Consider the following 16,059-nt stretch of genomic DNA (forward strand, 5'->3'; position numbering starts at 1 on the left):
GAGACTCCTGGTCGTTGGAACGACCCGGGCCGCGCGCTAGTCCCGCGCGGACCGGACAAGGGCATGCTGATAAGGGCTGCTGGCAGCCATATTCATCAACCTCCCTCGTCACGTAGCCATCAGGCGTCTCCTACGCCGTCGGCGATATTAGCAGCCGCCGCCAGGCCGGGCCCAGCCGCTTTTATCGCTTTTGCGCTGGACCCCGGCGGCGAGGTCACGGCGGTCTCAGGCAGAGGGCACCAGATCGCGGCGGCGCAGGAACGCCGGCCCCGCCGCAGCCAAGGTGGCGGCCACCGCGGCCGGCCCCAGCAACGGCGCCACCGGCGAGGCAGCAGCGCCGATCGCGATCCATATCCGCAGCAGCACGCGATCCCTGCGCAGCATGAGCCGGACCAGTGCCAGGGTGCCGGTCATCTGGCGGCTCCCTCATAGTGCCGCAGGAACAGCTCCTCGAGTGTCGGTGTGCGTCCTCGTCGGTATTTCGCTGCAAGAGACATAGGCCAAACGATAACGTGTTCGAGCAGTGACAAAGAGTGACGGGCGGGAGGGAGGGTCAAGGTGAAGCTGCGCTACAACTACCGTCTCTATCCCGACGCTGGCCAGCGTCAGATGCTGGCCAAGACGTTCGGCTGTGCGCGGGTGGTGTGGAATGACGCGCTCGCGGCGCGCAAGGCCGCCCGTAAGGCCGGTCGGCCGTTCATCGGGGATGCCGAGATCCAGCGCGTGGTGTTGACGCAGGCGAAGAAGACACCCGAGCGGGCCTGGCTGGCCGAGGTGTCCTCGGTGGTGTTGCAGCAGTCGGTCCGCGACGTCAACACCGCCTACAGGAATTTCTTCGACTCGGTCTCGGGCCGACGCAAGGGCCCGAAGATGGGGTTGCCGGTGTTGAAGTCACGGCATGATCGTCGCCAGTCGGCGCGGTTCAACGCCAACGCCTTCACGCTCACCGGGGAGGGACGGCTGTATCTGGCGAAGATCGGCCAGGTGGAGGTGCGCTGGTCGCGGGGGGGGTTGCCCGTGGCACCGTCCAGCGTGACGGTGATCAAGGATGCGGCGGGCCGTTACTTCGCCTCGTTCGTGATCGACGTCCTTGACGCCGATCAGCTTCTGCCTGAGGTCGGCACTGAGGTGGGCATCGATCTCGGGCTGACTCATTATGCCGTGCTGTCCACTGGCGAGAAGATCGCCAACCCGAAGTGGCTACGGCGGCGGGAGAAGAAGCTCGCCCGCCTGCAGCGGGAGTTGTCACGCAAGCAGAAGGGATCGAAGAACCGGGACATGGCTCGGCTGAAGGTGGCCCGCCAGCATGCCGAGGTCGCCGATGCCCGCCGTGACTTCCTGCACCAGACGAGCACGTCGATCCTCCGTGAGAACCAAACGGTATGTATCGAGACGCTGTCGGTGCGGGGCTTGGCGCGGAGCCGGCTGGCCAAAGCGGTGCACGAGGTGAGCTGGGGCGCCTTCATTCGGCTGCTGGAGGACAAGGCCGCCCGCCGCGGCCGGACACTCGTCAAGACCGGGCGGTACTTCCCGTCGTCGCAGCTGTGCCCCTGCTGTGGCCGGCAGACCGGGAAACTCCCGCTCGACGTGCGCGAGTGGGACTGCCCCGGCTGCGGGGAGCACCACGACCGCGACATCGCCGCGGCGATCAATATCCTGACCGAAGGCACACGCTGCATCGGTATATCTGGTTCCACCGTGGCCGCCGGGCTGGCTGGACACGGCATAAACGACTGTGGAGGGCAGGTAAGACCAGGCGCGGCAAATCCAACCCTGGCACCGCCCGCAACCCACGCCGTGCAGGCGGCGTAGAAGAAGCAGTAAGAACCCCACGGCGACGTGGGGGAGTCCCCGGTGCTCACGCCGTGGAGGAAGTCAAGAGAAGTCTTCCTCCACGTCGATGCCCTCCGCTTCGAGCGCCTCGCGGATGACGCGGAAGGCCAGGCCCGCGGAGTAGCCCTTGCGCGCCAGCATGCCCGCCAGCCGCCGCGTACGGGTCTGCGGGTCGAGCGATCGGGTGGAGGCGAGCTTCCGCTCCACCAGCCGCCGCGCCGTCTCCGCCTCCTGGTCGGGATCCAGCCGCTCCACGGCTTCCTTGACCGTGTCGGTGTCCACACCCCGATGTCGCAGCTCAGCGGCGAGGGCGCGCTTGGCCAGACCCCGGCCGTGGTGCCGCGAGTCAACCCAGGCCGCGGCGAACGCCTCGTCGTTGATCAGGCCGAGCTCGGAGAAGCGGCTGAGGACCGCCTCGGCGGCCTCGTCCGGCACGTCTCGCTTGCGAAGGGCTTCGGCGAGCTGGGCGCGCGTCTTGGGTGCCATGGTGAGAAGGCGGAGACAGATGGCCCGAGCCACGGACTCCGGGTCCGCGTCGCGCTCACCTCCTGAACCGCTCTCACTACCCCGCCCAGACCGAGCGCCACTCTCACCGCCCCACCCAGAGCCAGCGCCGCTCTCACCACCCAGCCCAGAGCGAGCGCCACTCTGACCGTCACCGGACCGCCGCTTGGATCGGCCCGATCGCCGCCCTCGGCCTGCCCGCTTCCGACCGGCCTCTCCGCCCTCCGGCTGCTCCTCCGCAAACCAGGTCCCGGCCTCAGGAGCGGCCGGCCCGGCCGCAGAGTCAGCCGCCGCGAACCATGGATGGGTCGCGCCGGAGTGGGAACGAGCCGTCGCGGACGGAAATTCGTCCCCACCAGGCGAAGCACCCGCCGTCTCGGGCCGAGCATCGACCGGGTCAGGCCAAGGCTCGGCGGCCTCCGGCGGAGAAGCGGCCGTCACAGGCCCCGCGTCGGCAACTCCCTGCTGAGAGTCGGCCGTCACCGGCCCCGGATCGGCGATCCACGGCCGAGAAGCGGCCGTCACAGGCCCCGCGTCGGCGATTCCCTGCTGAGAGTCGGCCGTCACAGGCCCAAGGTCGGCGATTCCCTCCCGAGCAACGTCGGCATCAGGTGGAGGATCGGCGGCCCCGGACTCAAGGTCGGCCACCCCCGCCTCGATGTTGGACGGGTCGGGCTCAGAGGCGGCCGCATCAGGTGGAGAGGTGGAGGGGTCGGGTTGGGAGGGGGTGGAGGTGCGTTGGCGGGCGCGTTGGTCGCGCCACTCGTCGACCGACGGCCAGCCGTCCGTGGACGAGCGGGCCAGATCGCGGCCCCACGACCGGGACTGCGAAGGGGGGCCGGACCGGGCGCCCCGGGATCGGGGCGCCTGTGGCCGGTCTGGGTCACCCATGGGGAGGACGGGGTCGCTCATGGGATGGGCGATCAGACGTCACCCGGCTTCGGCGTGGACTTCGAGCCACGGCCGGAAGGAGCGGGGGCCGGGGCCGCGGCTTCGGCCGGGGCGTCGAGGCGCGGACCCACGCCCAGCTTGTCCTTGATCTTCTTCTCGATCTCGTTGGCCATGTCGGGGTGGTTCTTCAGGAAGTTGCGGGCGTTCTCCTTGCCCTGGCCGAGCTGGTCGCCCTCGTACGTGTACCAGGCGCCGGACTTGCGGACGAAGCCGTGCTCCACGCCCATGTCGATGAGGCCGCCCTCGCGGGAGATGCCCACGCCGTAGAGGATGTCGAAGTCGGCGACGCGGAAGGGCGGGGCCATCTTGTTCTTCACGACCTTGACCCGGGTGCGGTTGCCGACCGCCTCCGTGCCGTCCTTGAGGGTCTCGATGCGGCGGATGTCCATCCGGACCGAGGCGTAGAACTTGAGCGCCTTACCACCGGTCGTCGTCTCGGGGCTGCCGAACATGACGCCGATCTTCTCGCGGAGCTGGTTGATGAAGATGGCGGTGGTGGCCGTGCTGTTGAGCGCGCCGGCGACCTTGCGCAGGGCCTGGGACATGAGGCGGGCCTGGAGGCCGACGTGGCTGTCGCCCATCTCGCCCTCGATCTCGGCCTTGGGCACGAGCGCGGCCACCGAGTCGATGACGATGATGTCGACGGCGCCGGACCTGATCAGCATGTCGGCGATCTCCAGCGCCTGCTCGCCGGTGTCGGGCTGGGAGACCAGCAGGGCGTCGGTGTCGACCCCCAGCTTCTTGGCGTATTCGGGGTCGAGGGCGTGCTCGGCGTCGATGAACGCCGCGATGCCGCCGGCCCGCTGGGCGTTGGCCACCGCGTGCAGGGCGATCGTGGTCTTGCCCGAGGACTCGGGGCCGTAGATCTCGACGATGCGGCCGCGCGGCAGGCCGCCGATGCCGAGGGCCACGTCAAGGGAGATCGACCCGGTGGGGATCACCTCGATGGGGGCTCGGGCGTCGTCGCCCAGGCGCATCACCGAGCCCTTGCCGAACTGCCGCTCGATCTGGGCGAGGGCGGTCTCGAGGGCCTTCTCGCGGTCGTTGATAGCCATGGGAACTCCCCCTGGAGGATTGTGGTCCGATCAGTCGAGTGAAAGCTACGGCCTGCCACCGACATTTTCTGCGACTGCCGGGGAAGAGGTGGCCCGGCGAAGTCAATCGTAGCCGAACGGCTGTTCGATCACAGCAGGAACACGCAGGTCCCCGTCAACCAGCCGTGGGAGCGGATTGACACGACCGGCCGGCGGCCGATGTTGGCCCCCCACGTTTGACGCGCTCCCCGGCGTGAACACCGGGGGTTCTGGGTCTGTGCCGCGCTGTTCATGCGACGGCACTTCCATGGCTTCCTGCTTCGTCGGTGGCGGCCGTCTCGTCGTTCTCCAGCGCCCGGTACAGCGCCGAGCGGCCGGCCCCGAGCTCGCGGGCGATTGGGGGACGGATTGCCCGCGGGTGCGGCGGCCTGGGCTTGCGAGGATAGCCCTGGCCGACGCGGTCTACCTGCCAGCGCAGGTACTCCGCGGCGACAGCCGGGTCGACTCACTCCTGCAGGGGATCTGCTTCCCCTTCGCAGGTGATCCACGATCATCGATGGTTGGAAAATAGTGGGGGCATGGCGATCAAGCTTCCTCATGCGATTTCAGCGAACGACGTGCGACAGAGCGTCTACACCCTGCCACTGCTGCGGGCCAGGGATGCAGACCCCCATCTGCTCGACGGCGATGCCGAGACGATCCTAGCCAGGGTCCGAGACAGCGGCGTCGTCGACGACACGTTGGCCTACTGCCGCGACCTGGCGGCGCAAGCGGTTAACGCTCTTCCCGCGGCCAAGGACGTCGACCTCCTCGCCGATCTGCCCGGCTCCTACATCGCGAAAGCGGCGGACATGATCTCGGCTCCCGTGAGGGCGGCGTGACCTTCCCCGCGGAGAAACTGGCGGGCGAAGCGGTCTCCTCCAGAGAAGTCATGGCAAAGCTTCCGGTGGTCGCGGGCGTCTGGTCGCTGGCTCTCGGACTGGTGGGCGCCTACTGGGCGGTCGAAGGCAGGTCGTTCCCCCTGGGGAGCAATGATCCTCGCGGCTCTGACATGGGCTCGTTCTTCGCCACCGCTGAGCCGGGCACCACCGGTGTGATCTTCGCGGTGGCCGGAGTGCTCGGTGTGGCCGCTGCGGTGGTGCTGGCCCGCGCGCCACGGACACAGTGGCCAAGGGTGGCCGGAGCGCTGCTTGCCGTCGCGTTGCTGGTGGCCGTTCCCGACGTCCGGGTGATCCAGAACTTCGCTTACCTGTTCATGGGATACACGAAGCTGTGGGACTGGCCACTGCTGTTCATGCTGTTCAGCATCGCAGGCGGAGGGTTGTGGGCACTGGTTGTCTGGAACACGCGCGGCGGCGACGTGAGCCCCGGCCGGTGGGGGAGGTGGGCCACCTACGCGGCGGCCATGCTGGCTCTGCCGTACGGAATCTCGCGCATCTCGTGGGGGCTGGGGATCCCGCTTGGAGTGCCGGCCGACTACCTGGTCGTGGACGCCGGGGCCTCGGAGTTCGTGCTGGGAGGACTGTGCGTGGCGGGGGCAGTGCTGACACTCGGGCTGGTTCAGGACTGGGGCGAGGTCTTCCCGCGCTGGATTCCCTTCCTGCGCGGCAGGCGAGTGCCCATCTGGTTCGCCGTCGTCCCGGCGACGGCGGCCTCCATCTTGCTGATCCAGGCTGGGGCCAGGTTGTGGCTGTGGTGGGCCGCCGGACAGGTCACGTTATCCGCGAGCCACTGGGGGACGTTCCTTCCAGGACTGTTCTGGCTGCCGTGGAGCCTGGCCCTCGCGGCCGCCACGTACGCCTACTACCTGCGGAGGCGGGCCGGCGGAAGTAGCCGAAGGTGAAGGGCTTGACCGCCTTGCCATCCAGTCGGCGGGCGATCGTGTCGGCGGTGTAGGTGGGGGTGCCGCTCTGGCAGGGGCCGTGAATCCGGTCCCAGGCCATCTGAACGCTCACCGCCACGCTGTGCACACCGACTACCTCTTTGCTTGTCCTTTAGGTCCATCCAGAGTCGGTCTCTCCGGGCCTTGGTCCGGTCGGGGGCACGGCCGCGCCGCCCCAGCGGGCGGTGAACCAGGCGGTCGGCGCCGGCCTCGCCTTCCAACTCGGTCAGCGGTGCCTGCTCGCCGGCCAGGGCACGCAGCGCGATCGCGTACGCCTTGGCGGTGTCGCGGTTGGCGATCGTGGCCAGGAACGCCTCAACCGCCGCACCGAGCCCGGGCGCGCCCGGGCGTGGGCTGATCCGGTGCACCGTCGCCATGGGAGACCTCCAGAGTCCTATCGCAGATAAGCAGGGTGAGTCACCGCCGCCGCGGCGGAGTGTCTCTGGAAGACGCGAACAAGCTGTGGCCAGGCTCCTACTTCGCCGGATCGGTGGGCGGCGCTCCGCTCAGCGCCCTGCGCCAGTACATCGAGCAGCACAACCGGCCCATCTGAGCAAGTGGACGCCGATACGCCTGGCGGCGAATCGGCTGTTCTCGCCCGCTACGCGGACTGGTCGGCTTCAACCCACGCCTGAAGGCCGGAAGCTCTGCCGACGAATCTGGTAGCGCGCGAGGTGAGCTGGGGAGACTCACTGCAGGGGCGAGGGTCGGAGGTGGCGGGTGGCGAGCGGCTACACCAGGGAACGACGCACCCGTCTTGAGGCACTCGCCGAGCTGCTCCCCCATCATGGCCTGGTCAGCCGCATGGTCGGCACCGAAGACCCGGTGTTGTGGGTCTGGCACCCCAGCACCGGCCGTCAGACGATCATCTTCGCCACCCCGTCGAACCGGGGCTGGCTGTTCCTCTGGTCACCCGGCGGGCAGGGCAGCGCGGAGGAGCCGGAGCTCGCGGCCGCCGCGCTGCGGCAGGCCCTCGAGACGGCACAGGGTTAGCGCAGCTTGGACGAGACGTCCTCCACCTGGCAGACCGCGCGCCATACGGTCTTGGCGCTCTCGCCGTCGGCCAGCGCCTGTATGACGGTCCGGCCGCCGAGCGGCGCGAGCACGTAGTCACGCGCCCACGACTCGGCGTACGTCTCGCCGAAATGAGCGTTCATCCGTCTCCAGAACTCCGTCAGGCGCATGCAACCAAGTATGGAATCGCCCGCGGTATGGGTAGGACACCCCCATGCCAAAGACCCCCAAGTCTTCACCCCCGAAGACAGCCAGGACCAAGGCCAACAGGGCCAGACGCCGCCGGTTACTGAGCGTGCTGCGCGGCGCCGTACAGAAGGAGAAGGCGGAGCGATCGGAGAGGCACGCCGGCATCAGGCAGGCGCCCCGTGCGGGCAAGCCCCGCACACGCCGGCCGTCACGACGCTAGAAGCACCATCAGAGCGTCACCGCGGTCACAGCACGCGTGAGCCATGCATCTCACCGAGGCGGTCACAGCACGCGTGAGCCGTACATCTCACCGAGATGGTCGGCGAGCAGCTCCAGCCGGGCGCCGTCGGGGTCCTTGAAGTAAATGGAGGCGCCGCTCTCTATCTGGTGCGGCACGCCGGCCATCTCCAGCTTCCCGCGCAGGCGTTCCCAGGTGGCGGGGTCGACGGAGATCGCGATGTGGTGCAGCCCGCCCAGCACCTCCTGGTACGGCCCCAGGTCGAGCCCGGGGAAGTCGAAGAACGCGAGCAGGTTGCCGTTGCCGATGTCGAAGAAGAAGTGGTTGGAGCCTTCGTAGTCGCGGTTCTCGATGATCTCGGTGAGCGGGAACTCCAGCAACTCCTGGTAGAACTTGATGGTCCGCTCCACGTCGGACGAGAGCAGGGCCATGTGGTGCAGGCCGCGCGCGCTGCTCGATGGCCGGTGCGGTAAGACGTAACGCCGCCTGATCTCGGCACGGCGGGCTTCGATGGCCGCATAGTCAATGGTCACGGTCGCTATATGTCCGCCAAGACCTCGCTCAATCGCTCGTCATGGCGCCAATGCGTTTTCTGTCGGTGGCGCGAGGCAATATGGGCTGGTGAGCTCGCTCGACCAGTTCAGCCAGGTGACCAGGCAATGGTTCGCCGGAGCCTTCCAGGCTCCCACGGCCGCCCAGGAGGGGGCATGGGAGTCGATCTCGCGCGGTGACAACACCCTGGTCGTCGCGCCCACCGGGTCCGGCAAGACGCTGGCGGCGTTCCTGTGGTCCCTCGACAGGCTGGCGTCGCAGCACGCCGAGCCCTCCCCCGGGCCTGACTCCCCGCGCGCCGAGCCCTCCCCCGTGCTTGACGCCCCGCGCAAGGGGACGCGCGTGCTCTACGTGTCGCCGCTCAAGGCGCTGGCCGTCGACGTCGAGCGCAACCTGCGGGCCCCGCTGGCCGGGCTCAGGCAGACGGCGCGCCGGTTCGGGCTGCCGGTGCCGGAGATCTCGGTGTCGATCCGCTCGGGCGACACCCCCTCGGAGGACCGCAGGCGATACGCGGCCAAGCCGTCCGACATCCTCATCACGACGCCGGAGTCGCTGTTCCTGCTGCTCACCAGCCAGGCGCGCGAGGCGTTGCGCGGCGTGGAGACGGTGATCGTGGACGAGGTCCACGCGGTCGCGGCCACCAAGCGCGGCGCCCACCTGGCGCTCAGCCTGGAGCGGCTAGACGCGCTGCTCGACAGGCCGGCCCAGCGGATCGGGCTGTCGGCGACCGTGCGGCCGGTGAGCGAGGTGGCGGCCTTCCTCGGCGGCACGCGCCCGGCCACGGTCGTGCAGCCGCCGTCGGAGAAGCGGATCGAGGTCGAGGTCGTCGTCCCCGTCGAGGACATGACCGAGATGGAGGGCCGCCCGCAGCAGGAGGGCGCGGAGGACTTCGCCCCGGAGCCGGGCAGCAGGTCGATCTGGCCCCATGTGGAGGACCGGCTGTTCGACCTGATCGGGGAGCACAGTTCAACGATCGTCTTCGCCAACTCGCGCCGGCTGGCCGAGCGCCTGTGCACGCGGCTCAACGAGCTGGCCTACGAGCGGGAGCGCGGCGACGCCGAGGCCGTCGACCTGTCCATCTGGGAGACGGGGCCGTCCGCCGGTCCGGCCTGGGAGACCCCGAGGCGGATGCCCGCCGACATGATGGCGCAGGCCGGGGCGAGCAAGGGTGTCGTGACGGAGATCGTCCGCGCTCATCACGGCTCGGTCTCCAAGGAGGAGCGGGCGCAGATCGAGGAGGCGCTCAAGTCCGGCCGCCTGCCTGCCGTGGTCGCCACCTCCAGCCTCGAGCTGGGCATCGACATGGGCGCGGTCGACCTGGTCGCGTGCGTGGAGGCGCCGCCGAGCGTGGCCAGCGGGCTCCAGCGCATCGGCCGGGCGGGCCACCAGGTCGGCGCGGTCTCCAAGGGCGTGATCTTCCCGAAATACCGGGGCGACCTGGTGCAGACGGCGGTGGTGGCCGAGCGGATGAAGAGCGGCCAGATCGAGGAGCTGCGCTACCCGCGCAATCCGCTCGACGTGCTGGCGCAGCAGATCGTGGCCATGACCGCGATGGACGAGTGGACGGTCGACGAGCTGGAGTCGGTGGTCAAGCGGGCCGCCCCCTACGCCACGCTGCCCCGGAGCGCGCTGGAGGCCACGCTCGACATGCTGAGCGGGCGCTATCCGAGCGAGGAGTTCGCCGAGCTGCGCCCCCGCATCGTGTGGGACCGCGTCACCGGCACCCTCCAGGGGCGTCCGGGCGCGCAGCGGCTGGCGGTCACCAACGGCGGCACGATCCCCGACCGCGGCCTGTTCGGTGTGTTCCTGGTGGGCGAGAAGGCCTCCAGGGTGGGCGAGCTGGACGAGGAGATGGTCTACGAGTCGCGCGTGGGCGACGTGTTCGTGCTGGGCGCGACGTCCTGGCGGATCGAGGACATCACGGCCGACCGGGTGCTCGTCTCGCCGGCGCCGGGCCAGCCGGGCAAGCTGCCGTTCTGGCACGGCGACGCGCCGGGGCGCCCGGCCGAGCTGGGCAGGGCGATCGGGCAGTTCCTGCGCGAGCAGGCCAAGGACGGCTCGACCGAGCGCATGCGGGCGGCCGGGCTCGACGAGTTCGCCGCGGGAAACCTGCGGGCCTACCTCCACGAGCAGCGCGAGGCCACCGGCTACGTCCCCGACGACCGCACGCTCCTGGTCGAGCGCTTCCACGACGAGCTCGGCGACTGGCGCGTGGTCATCCACTCCCCCTACGGCGCGCGGGTGCACGCCCCGTGGGCGCTGGCGATCAACCGGCGGCTGCGCGAGCGCTACGGCATCGACGTGCAGGCCGTCCACTCCGACGACGGCATCGTGCTGCGCATCCCCGACACGCTCGCCGAGCCGCCCACCGACGTGGCCGCGTTCGACGCGGAAGAGATCGAGCAGATCGTCACCGAGGAGCTGGGCGGGTCGGCCATGTTCGCCTCCCGGTTCAGGGAGTGCGCGGGGCGGGCGCTGCTGCTGCCGCGCCGCACGCCGGGCAGGCGCAGCCCCCTGTGGCAGCAGCGGCAGCGCGCCGCCCATCTGCTGGGCGTGGCCTCGCAGTACGCCTCGTTCCCGATCGTGCTGGAGACGATGCGCGAGTGCCTGCAGGACGTCTTCGACGTGCCGGGGCTCGTGCAGCTCATGCGCGACATCGCCGCGCGCCGCGTGCGGCTGGTCGAGGTGGAGACGTCGCAGGCCTCGCCGTTCGCCACCTCGCTGCTCTTCCACTACGTGGGCGCGTTCATGTACGAAGGCGACGCGCCCCTGGCCGAGCGGCGGGCACAGGCGCTGGCCCTGGACACCACGCTGCTGGCCGAGCTGCTCGGCCAGGCCGACCTGCGCGAGCTGCTCGACCCCGACGTGATCTCCGACGCCGAGCGCGAGCTGGCCAGGCTCGACCGCCCGCTGCGCGACGTGGAGGACCTCGCCGACCTGCTGCGCTCGCACGGGCCGCTGCTCGCGCCCGACGTGAGCGTGCGCGGCGGCGACCCGTCCTGGCTGGAGGCGCTCGAACGGTCGCGCCGCGCGATCAGGGTGCGCATCGCCGGCGAGGAGCAGTGGGCGGCGATCGAGGACGCGGCCCGCATGCGTGACGCGCTGGGCGCGCCACTGCCCGTCGGGGTGCCGCACGCGTTCCTGGAGCCCGTGGCCGACCCGCTGGCCGACCTGATGGCGCGGCACGCCCGCACGCGCGGGCCCTTCCACGCGGGCACGGCCGCCGCCCGGTTCGGGCTCGGCGTGGCCGTGGTGACCGACGCGCTGCGTCGGCTGGCCTCGTCCGGTCGCGTCGTGAGCGGGGAGTTCCGGCCCGGCGGGCGGGGTGAGGAGTGGTGCGACGCCGGGGTGCTGCGGATGCTGCGCCGCAGGTCGCTGGCGAGGCTGCGCAAGGAGGTCGAGCCGGTCGCGCCGGAGACCCTCGCCCGGTTCCTCCCGGCCTGGCACGGCATCACCGGCTCGGGCGCCGCCGGCCGGGCGGGCGGCGAGGCGGCGCGGGCCATGGACGCGCTGGTCCGCGCGATCGAGCAGCTCCAGGGGGCCGCCGTGCCCGCGTCCGCGCTGGAGACGCTGGTGCTGCCCTCGCGGGTCCCCGGCTACCATCCCGCGCTGCTCGACGAGCTGACCTCGTCGGGCGACGTGATGTGGGCAGGTCAGGGGTCGCTGCCCGGCGGCGACGGATGGGTGTCGCTCTACTACGCCGACACCGCGCCGCTGCTGCTGCCCGAGCCCGCCGAGATCACGATGACACCCCTGCACGAGCGCGTGCTCGAGCTGCTGGGCGGTGGCGGGGCGCTGTTCTTCCGCGGCATCTCCGACCAGCTCGGCGTGCTGGACGACGCGGCGCTGGCCGCGGCGCTGTGGGACCTGGTGTGGGCGGGGCGGATCTCCGGTGACACGCTGGCCCCGTTGCGGGCCACGCTCGGCACCGGCCGTCCGGCCCACCGGCCCGCCACCACGCGCAGGCGCCGGGCCGTGCTGCCGAGCAGGAGCGGTCCTCCCACGGTGGCCGGCCGGTGGTGGCTGCTGCCCGCGCCCGCCGACGACGCGACGCAGCGGGCCCACGCGCAGGCCGAGGTGCTGCTGGAGCGGCACGGCGTGGTGACCAGGGGCGCGGTGACGTCCGAACGGCTGCCCGGCGGCTTCACCCCTGTCTACCAGGTCCTGCGGGCTTACGAGGAGAGCGGGCGGTGCCGCCGGGGCTACTTCGTCGAGGGCCTGGGAGGCGCGCAGTTCGCGCAGCCCGGAGCGGTCGACCGGATGCGCGCCATGGCGCCCGGCATCGCCCCGACCGCCCATCAGGAGAGCGCGGGCTCCCGGGCCGTGGTGCTGGCCGCCGCCGACCCCGCCAGCCCGTACGGCGCCGCGCTGCCCTGGCCGCAGCACCCGGGCGACCTCGGGCACAAGCCTGGCCGGAAGGCCGGCTCGCTGGTCGTGCTCGTGGACGGCCACCTGGTGCTCTACGTCGAGCGAGGCGGCAAGACGCTGCTGTCGTTCGCCGACGACGAGCGGCTGCAGCCTGCCGTCGACGCGCTGGCGCTGGCCGTGCGGGACGGCGCGCTCGGAAAGCTGACCGTGGAGCGGGCCGACGGCGCCTCCATCATCGACTCCCCGCTGGCGGCGGCCCTGGAGGCGGCCGGGTTCCACCCCACTCCGCGCGGGCTTCGCCTGCGCGCCTGACGCCCACCAACCCGACGGAAGCGCTGAAAGGGCTTCCAAGAATTTGAATGGCCGTTTAAAGTTCTGAACGTGACGTCAGAAAGTCGTACGTTCATCGAAGAAGCGCGCAGGTCCCAGATCATCGCGTGCGCCATCGAGGTGCTCGCCGAGCAGGGGTACGCGCACACCACCCTGGCCAGGATCGCCAAGCAGGCGAAGATCAGCACCGGGGTGATCTCGTACCACTTCGGCGGCAAGATCCAGCTCATCGAGGCGGTCGTCACCGAGGTCGCCCGGCTGGCCACGGACATGATGGTCCCCCGGATCCTCGCGCAGCCCACCGCGACCGAGGCCCTGCGCGCCTACCTCGAAGGCAACCTCGACTTCATGCGCGAGCACCGCAAACCCCTCCTGGCCCTGGTGGAGATCATCACGCACATGCCGGGCGAGGAGGGCGGCCCGAGGCCGTACGCGGAGCAGGCCGAGATCGCCGTCGCGGACCTGGAGAAGGTCCTCGACTGGGGCCAGCGCTCCGGCGAGTTCCGCGACTTCGACAGGCGCAGCATGGCCATCACCATCCGGGGCGCCGTCGACGCCGTGCCCGGACGCCTCATCCACGAGCCCGACCTCGACCTCGATCTGCTCGCCCGCGAGCTCGTCACCACCTTCACGCTCGCCACCAGGAGACAGTCATGACAGCAGCGGCCTTGGAGATCAGCGGTTTAGCCAAGACGTTCGGCGAAAAGGTCGCCGTCGACCACGTGGACCTCGCCGTGCCCCAGGGCTCCTTCTACGGCCTGGTCGGCCAGAACGGCGCGGGCAAGACGACCACGCTCTCCATGGCGGTCGGCCTGCTCAGGCCCGACGACGGCACAGCGCGGATCTTCGGCGCGGACGTGTGGTCGGACCCGGCGCGAGCCAAGCAGCTGGTGGGCGTGCTGCCCGACGGGCTGGCCATGCCGGAGCGGCTCACCGGGCGCGAGGTGCTCACCTACCTCGGCCTGCTCAGGGGCCTGAGCAAGGCAGTGGTGGCCGAGCGGGCCGAGGAGCTGCTGTCGGTGCTGGAGCTGGCGGACGCCGAGAAGACCCTCGTGATCGACTACTCCACCGGCATGCGCAAGAAGATCGGCCTGGCCACGGCGCTGCTGCACGCGCCCAGGCTGCTGGTGCTGGACGAGCCCTTCGAGGCCGTGGACCCGGTGTCGGCGGCGACGATCAAGACGATCCTGCGCGGCTTCGTAGCGGGCGGAGGCTCGATCGTGCTGTCCAGCCACGTGATGGCGCTGGTCGAGCAGCTCTGCGACCACGTGGGCGTGATCGACAAGGGCCGGGTGGCGGCGGCGGGCCCGCTGAATGAGGTACGCGGCGCGGCCACGCTCGAGGACAGATTCGTGGAGCTCGTCGGCGCGGACTCCACCGGCGCCAAGGGGCTGTCATGGCTGTAGCGGTGACCCTGGTCAGGATGAAGATCGCGATTCTGCGCCACTCCACCAAGGGCCAGCGCGGCGGCATGATGGCCTCGGGCGGCGTTCTCGGGCTCCTGCTCGCGGCCGGCACGATCTACCTCGCCTTCCAGGACGGCGACTGGCTCGCCGCCGCCTATGCCGTGTGGATGCTCGGCTGGATCATCGGCCCCGTCTTTTCCGGCGGCGGCGACGAGACGCTGCGGCCGGAGTTCTTCGCGCCGATGGGGCTGCCCGCGCGGCGGCTGGCGGCGGGGCTGCTGGTGTCGGCGTTCGTGGGCGTGGCGCCGTTGATCAGCCTGGTCGCCCTGACGGGCCTGGTCTTCGCGGCCTCGCCGGGGAACGTGCTGGTGGCTGTGCCCGCGATGGTGCTGCAGCTGGCGATCTTCGTTCTGCTGTCGAAGGTGGCCGTGGGCCTGCTGGGCATCGCGCTGCGCTCCCGGGTCGGGGCGATCGGCGCCGGCCTGATCAACGGCGCGGTGCTGGCGTTCCTGGGCCAGGCGTGGGTGTTCGCGGTGGCCTTCGGCCAGGGCGGTCAGGTCCCGGCGTTCGTGCGTTACCTGCCGTCGGGGTGGGGGCTGCTCGCCGTACAGGGCGAGTACCTGGCGCTGCCGGCGATGGCGGTGCTGATCGCGCTGCTGCTCGCGGCGTGGGCGGCGCTGCTGGCCGGGCGGACGGGCGCGAGCCGGCCGTCGACGCGGGGCCGCCGTCCGATGCGGGCCGCCACCGCGCGGGAGGCGGTGGTGGCCAAGGAGCTGCGTACGTGGTCGCGCGATCTGGTACGCAACCACCAGCTCACGTTCGCGCTGGCCTACGGGGTGTTCTTCGCGGGCGCGCCGCTCGCGCTCGGCTGGACGGGCATGCTGCCGTGGGCGGCGCCGATCTTCATCGTGATGGCGGCGGCCATGACCGCCAACCTCTACGGCACCGACGGCACAGCGCTCTGGCTCACTCTCATGACGCCCGGCGCGTCCGACGTGCGCGGCCGGCAGCGGGCCTGGCTGGTGACCGTGGGCCCGGTCGCGGTGCTGCTGGCGGTGGCGTTGACGCCGGTCACGGGCGGCCCGTGGCCGCTGATCCTGGCGAGCGTGGCGGCGCTGCTGGGCGGCGCGGCGGGGCTGGTGCCGCTCGTCTCGGTGTACGCGCTGGTGCCCGGCACCGATCCCCAGCGGCGCGGCGGCAATCCGCTGCGCACGAGCGAGGACGACGGGGCCCTGACGGGCCTGGCCTACCTGATGATGCTGCTCGTAGGCCTGACGGGCGCGCCTGCCGTCGTGACGGCCCTGCTGTACGGCTGGTGGGGCGTCGCGGCCGGACTGGCGACGGGCGCGCTGTGCTACTGGGGCCTCGGCGTGCTGGCGGAACGGCGGCTGGCGGCACACGGCCCCGAACTGCTGCACATGATGTGCACCGGGCGGCGCCCTGAACGCGGGGGCACGGCGTTCAGACTGCCCGCCCTGCCGAAGCGGCAGCGGACGATCGTGGTGACGTGCCTGTCGCTCGGCGCTATCCCGCTGGTCCCCCAGGGCATCGTGGCCGCCGCGTTCCTGGCGAACGACCGGCTGCGGATGTCGTGGTTCCTGGCCACGTACCTGCCGCCCGGGCTGCGCTGGCCGACGGCCGTCCTCATGATCCTCATCGGCCTGACCATGTACGGGGCGGGCCTGTGGATCCCCTACCGGGCCAGGAAGCGGGTCACATCGTCGGGCAGGCACCCCGAACGCAACCCCTGATCCCGCT

14 protein-coding genes are annotated in these 16,059 nt (G+C 70.9%); 9 read left to right on the forward strand and 5 right to left on the reverse strand.

Translation table 11 applies throughout. The features are described 5' to 3' along the window. Positions 1–225: 225 nt before the first annotated feature. Positions 226–414, reverse strand: coding sequence for a hypothetical protein (locus tag AB0H84_RS23360; protein WP_357607680.1), 189 nt, complete (start codon positions 412–414; stop codon positions 226–228). Between the two features lie 144 nt (positions 415–558). Between AB0H84_RS23360 and AB0H84_RS23365 the strand changes: the two genes are divergently transcribed. Then, positions 559–1,812 (forward strand): RNA-guided endonuclease TnpB family protein, encoded by a 1,254-nt coding sequence (locus AB0H84_RS23365; protein ID WP_357607683.1) that lies wholly within the window; start codon positions 559–561, stop codon positions 1,810–1,812. Between the two features lie 63 nt (positions 1,813–1,875). On the opposite strand, the gene recX is transcribed toward AB0H84_RS23365, so the two are convergent. Then, positions 1,876–3,249, reverse strand: coding sequence for a recombination regulator RecX (recX, locus tag AB0H84_RS23370; protein ID WP_357607686.1), 1,374 nt, complete (start codon positions 3,247–3,249; stop codon positions 1,876–1,878). 11 nt (positions 3,250–3,260) lie between these two features. Continuing rightward, the gene (gene recA / locus AB0H84_RS23375) at positions 3,261–4,343 is read right to left on the reverse strand and encodes a recombinase RecA (protein ID WP_357607689.1); all 1,083 of its coding nucleotides are present in this window, start codon (positions 4,341–4,343) and stop codon (positions 3,261–3,263) included. A gap of 557 nt (positions 4,344–4,900) precedes the next feature. On the opposite strand from recA, the gene AB0H84_RS23380 reads away from it, so the two are divergent. The 4 genes from AB0H84_RS23380 to AB0H84_RS23395 all read left to right on the forward strand — a co-directional run bounded on the left by AB0H84_RS23380 (position 4,901) and on the right by AB0H84_RS23395 (position 7,197). Beyond that, positions 4,901–5,203, forward strand: coding sequence for a hypothetical protein (locus AB0H84_RS23380; protein WP_357607692.1), 303 nt, complete (start codon positions 4,901–4,903; stop codon positions 5,201–5,203). A gap of 50 nt (positions 5,204–5,253) precedes the next feature. Further along, positions 5,254–6,165, forward strand: coding sequence for a hypothetical protein (locus AB0H84_RS23385; protein ID WP_357607695.1), 912 nt, complete (start codon positions 5,254–5,256; stop codon positions 6,163–6,165). A 475-nt stretch (positions 6,166–6,640) separates the two neighbouring features. Next, positions 6,641–6,757, forward strand: a complete 117-nt coding sequence (locus AB0H84_RS23390; protein WP_357607698.1) for a transposase — start codon at positions 6,641–6,643, stop codon at positions 6,755–6,757. A 167-nt stretch (positions 6,758–6,924) separates the two neighbouring features. Next, a complete protein-coding gene (locus AB0H84_RS23395; protein WP_357607701.1) occupies positions 6,925–7,197 on the forward strand; it encodes a hypothetical protein in 273 nt (90 codons plus the stop codon). Here the strand turns inward: AB0H84_RS23395 and AB0H84_RS23400 are convergent. Then, the gene (locus AB0H84_RS23400; protein WP_357607704.1) at positions 7,194–7,388 is read right to left on the reverse strand and encodes a DUF3046 domain-containing protein; all 195 of its coding nucleotides are present in this window, start codon (positions 7,386–7,388) and stop codon (positions 7,194–7,196) included. The genes AB0H84_RS23395 and AB0H84_RS23400 overlap by 4 nt on opposite strands. 301 nt (positions 7,389–7,689) lie before the next feature. Beyond that, positions 7,690–8,178 carry a VOC family protein gene (locus tag AB0H84_RS23405; RefSeq protein ID WP_357607707.1) on the reverse strand — a complete coding sequence of 163 codons (489 nt, stop codon included), beginning with the start codon at positions 8,176–8,178 and terminating at the stop codon, positions 7,690–7,692. A gap of 88 nt (positions 8,179–8,266) precedes the next feature. On the opposite strand from AB0H84_RS23405, the gene AB0H84_RS23410 reads away from it, so the two are divergent. The 4 genes from AB0H84_RS23410 (at position 8,267) to AB0H84_RS23425 (ending at position 16,052) form a co-directional block, all read left to right on the forward strand. After that, a complete protein-coding gene (locus AB0H84_RS23410; protein WP_357607710.1) occupies positions 8,267–12,877 on the forward strand; it encodes an ATP-dependent helicase in 4,611 nt (1,536 codons plus the stop codon). 69 nt (positions 12,878–12,946) lie between these two features. Further along, positions 12,947–13,552 (forward strand): TetR/AcrR family transcriptional regulator, encoded by a 606-nt coding sequence (locus AB0H84_RS23415; RefSeq protein ID WP_357607713.1) that lies wholly within the window; start codon positions 12,947–12,949, stop codon positions 13,550–13,552. Then, on the forward strand, positions 13,549–14,301 hold the full coding sequence (locus AB0H84_RS23420) for an ABC transporter ATP-binding protein (protein ID WP_357607716.1): 753 nt from the start codon (positions 13,549–13,551) through the stop codon (positions 14,299–14,301). Before AB0H84_RS23415 ends, AB0H84_RS23420 begins: the two co-directional genes overlap by 4 nt. Beyond that, the gene (locus AB0H84_RS23425; RefSeq protein ID WP_357607719.1) at positions 14,292–16,052 is read left to right on the forward strand and encodes a hypothetical protein; all 1,761 of its coding nucleotides are present in this window, start codon (positions 14,292–14,294) and stop codon (positions 16,050–16,052) included. The genes AB0H84_RS23420 and AB0H84_RS23425 overlap by 10 nt, the downstream gene beginning before the upstream one ends. The last annotated feature ends 7 nt before the right edge of the window (positions 16,053–16,059 follow it).

Source organism: Nonomuraea sp. NPDC050786 (genome assembly GCF_040654115.1).
In the GTDB taxonomy this organism is placed as follows: domain Bacteria; phylum Actinomycetota; class Actinomycetes; order Streptosporangiales; family Streptosporangiaceae; genus Nonomuraea.

What these genes read in the sequence shown, in the direction of transcription:
- recA (WP_357607689.1), bottom strand. Translation starts at nt 4,343, where the DNA reads ATGGCTATCAACGACCGCGAGAAGGCCCTCGAGACCGCCCTCGCCCAG.
- AB0H84_RS23420 (WP_357607716.1), top strand. Translation starts at nt 13,549, where the DNA reads ATGACAGCAGCGGCCTTGGAGATCAGCGGTTTAGCCAAGACGTTCGGC.
- AB0H84_RS23380 (WP_357607692.1), top strand. Translation starts at nt 4,901, where the DNA reads ATGGCGATCAAGCTTCCTCATGCGATTTCAGCGAACGACGTGCGACAG.
- AB0H84_RS23400 (WP_357607704.1), bottom strand. Translation starts at nt 7,388, where the DNA reads ATGCGCCTGACGGAGTTCTGGAGACGGATGAACGCTCATTTCGGCGAG.
- AB0H84_RS23385 (WP_357607695.1), top strand. Translation starts at nt 5,254, where the DNA reads ATGGCAAAGCTTCCGGTGGTCGCGGGCGTCTGGTCGCTGGCTCTCGGA.
- AB0H84_RS23360 (WP_357607680.1), bottom strand. Translation starts at nt 414, where the DNA reads ATGACCGGCACCCTGGCACTGGTCCGGCTCATGCTGCGCAGGGATCGC.
- AB0H84_RS23425 (WP_357607719.1), top strand. Translation starts at nt 14,292, where the DNA reads ATGGCTGTAGCGGTGACCCTGGTCAGGATGAAGATCGCGATTCTGCGC.
- recX (WP_357607686.1), bottom strand. Translation starts at nt 3,249, where the DNA reads ATGAGCGACCCCGTCCTCCCCATGGGTGACCCAGACCGGCCACAGGCG.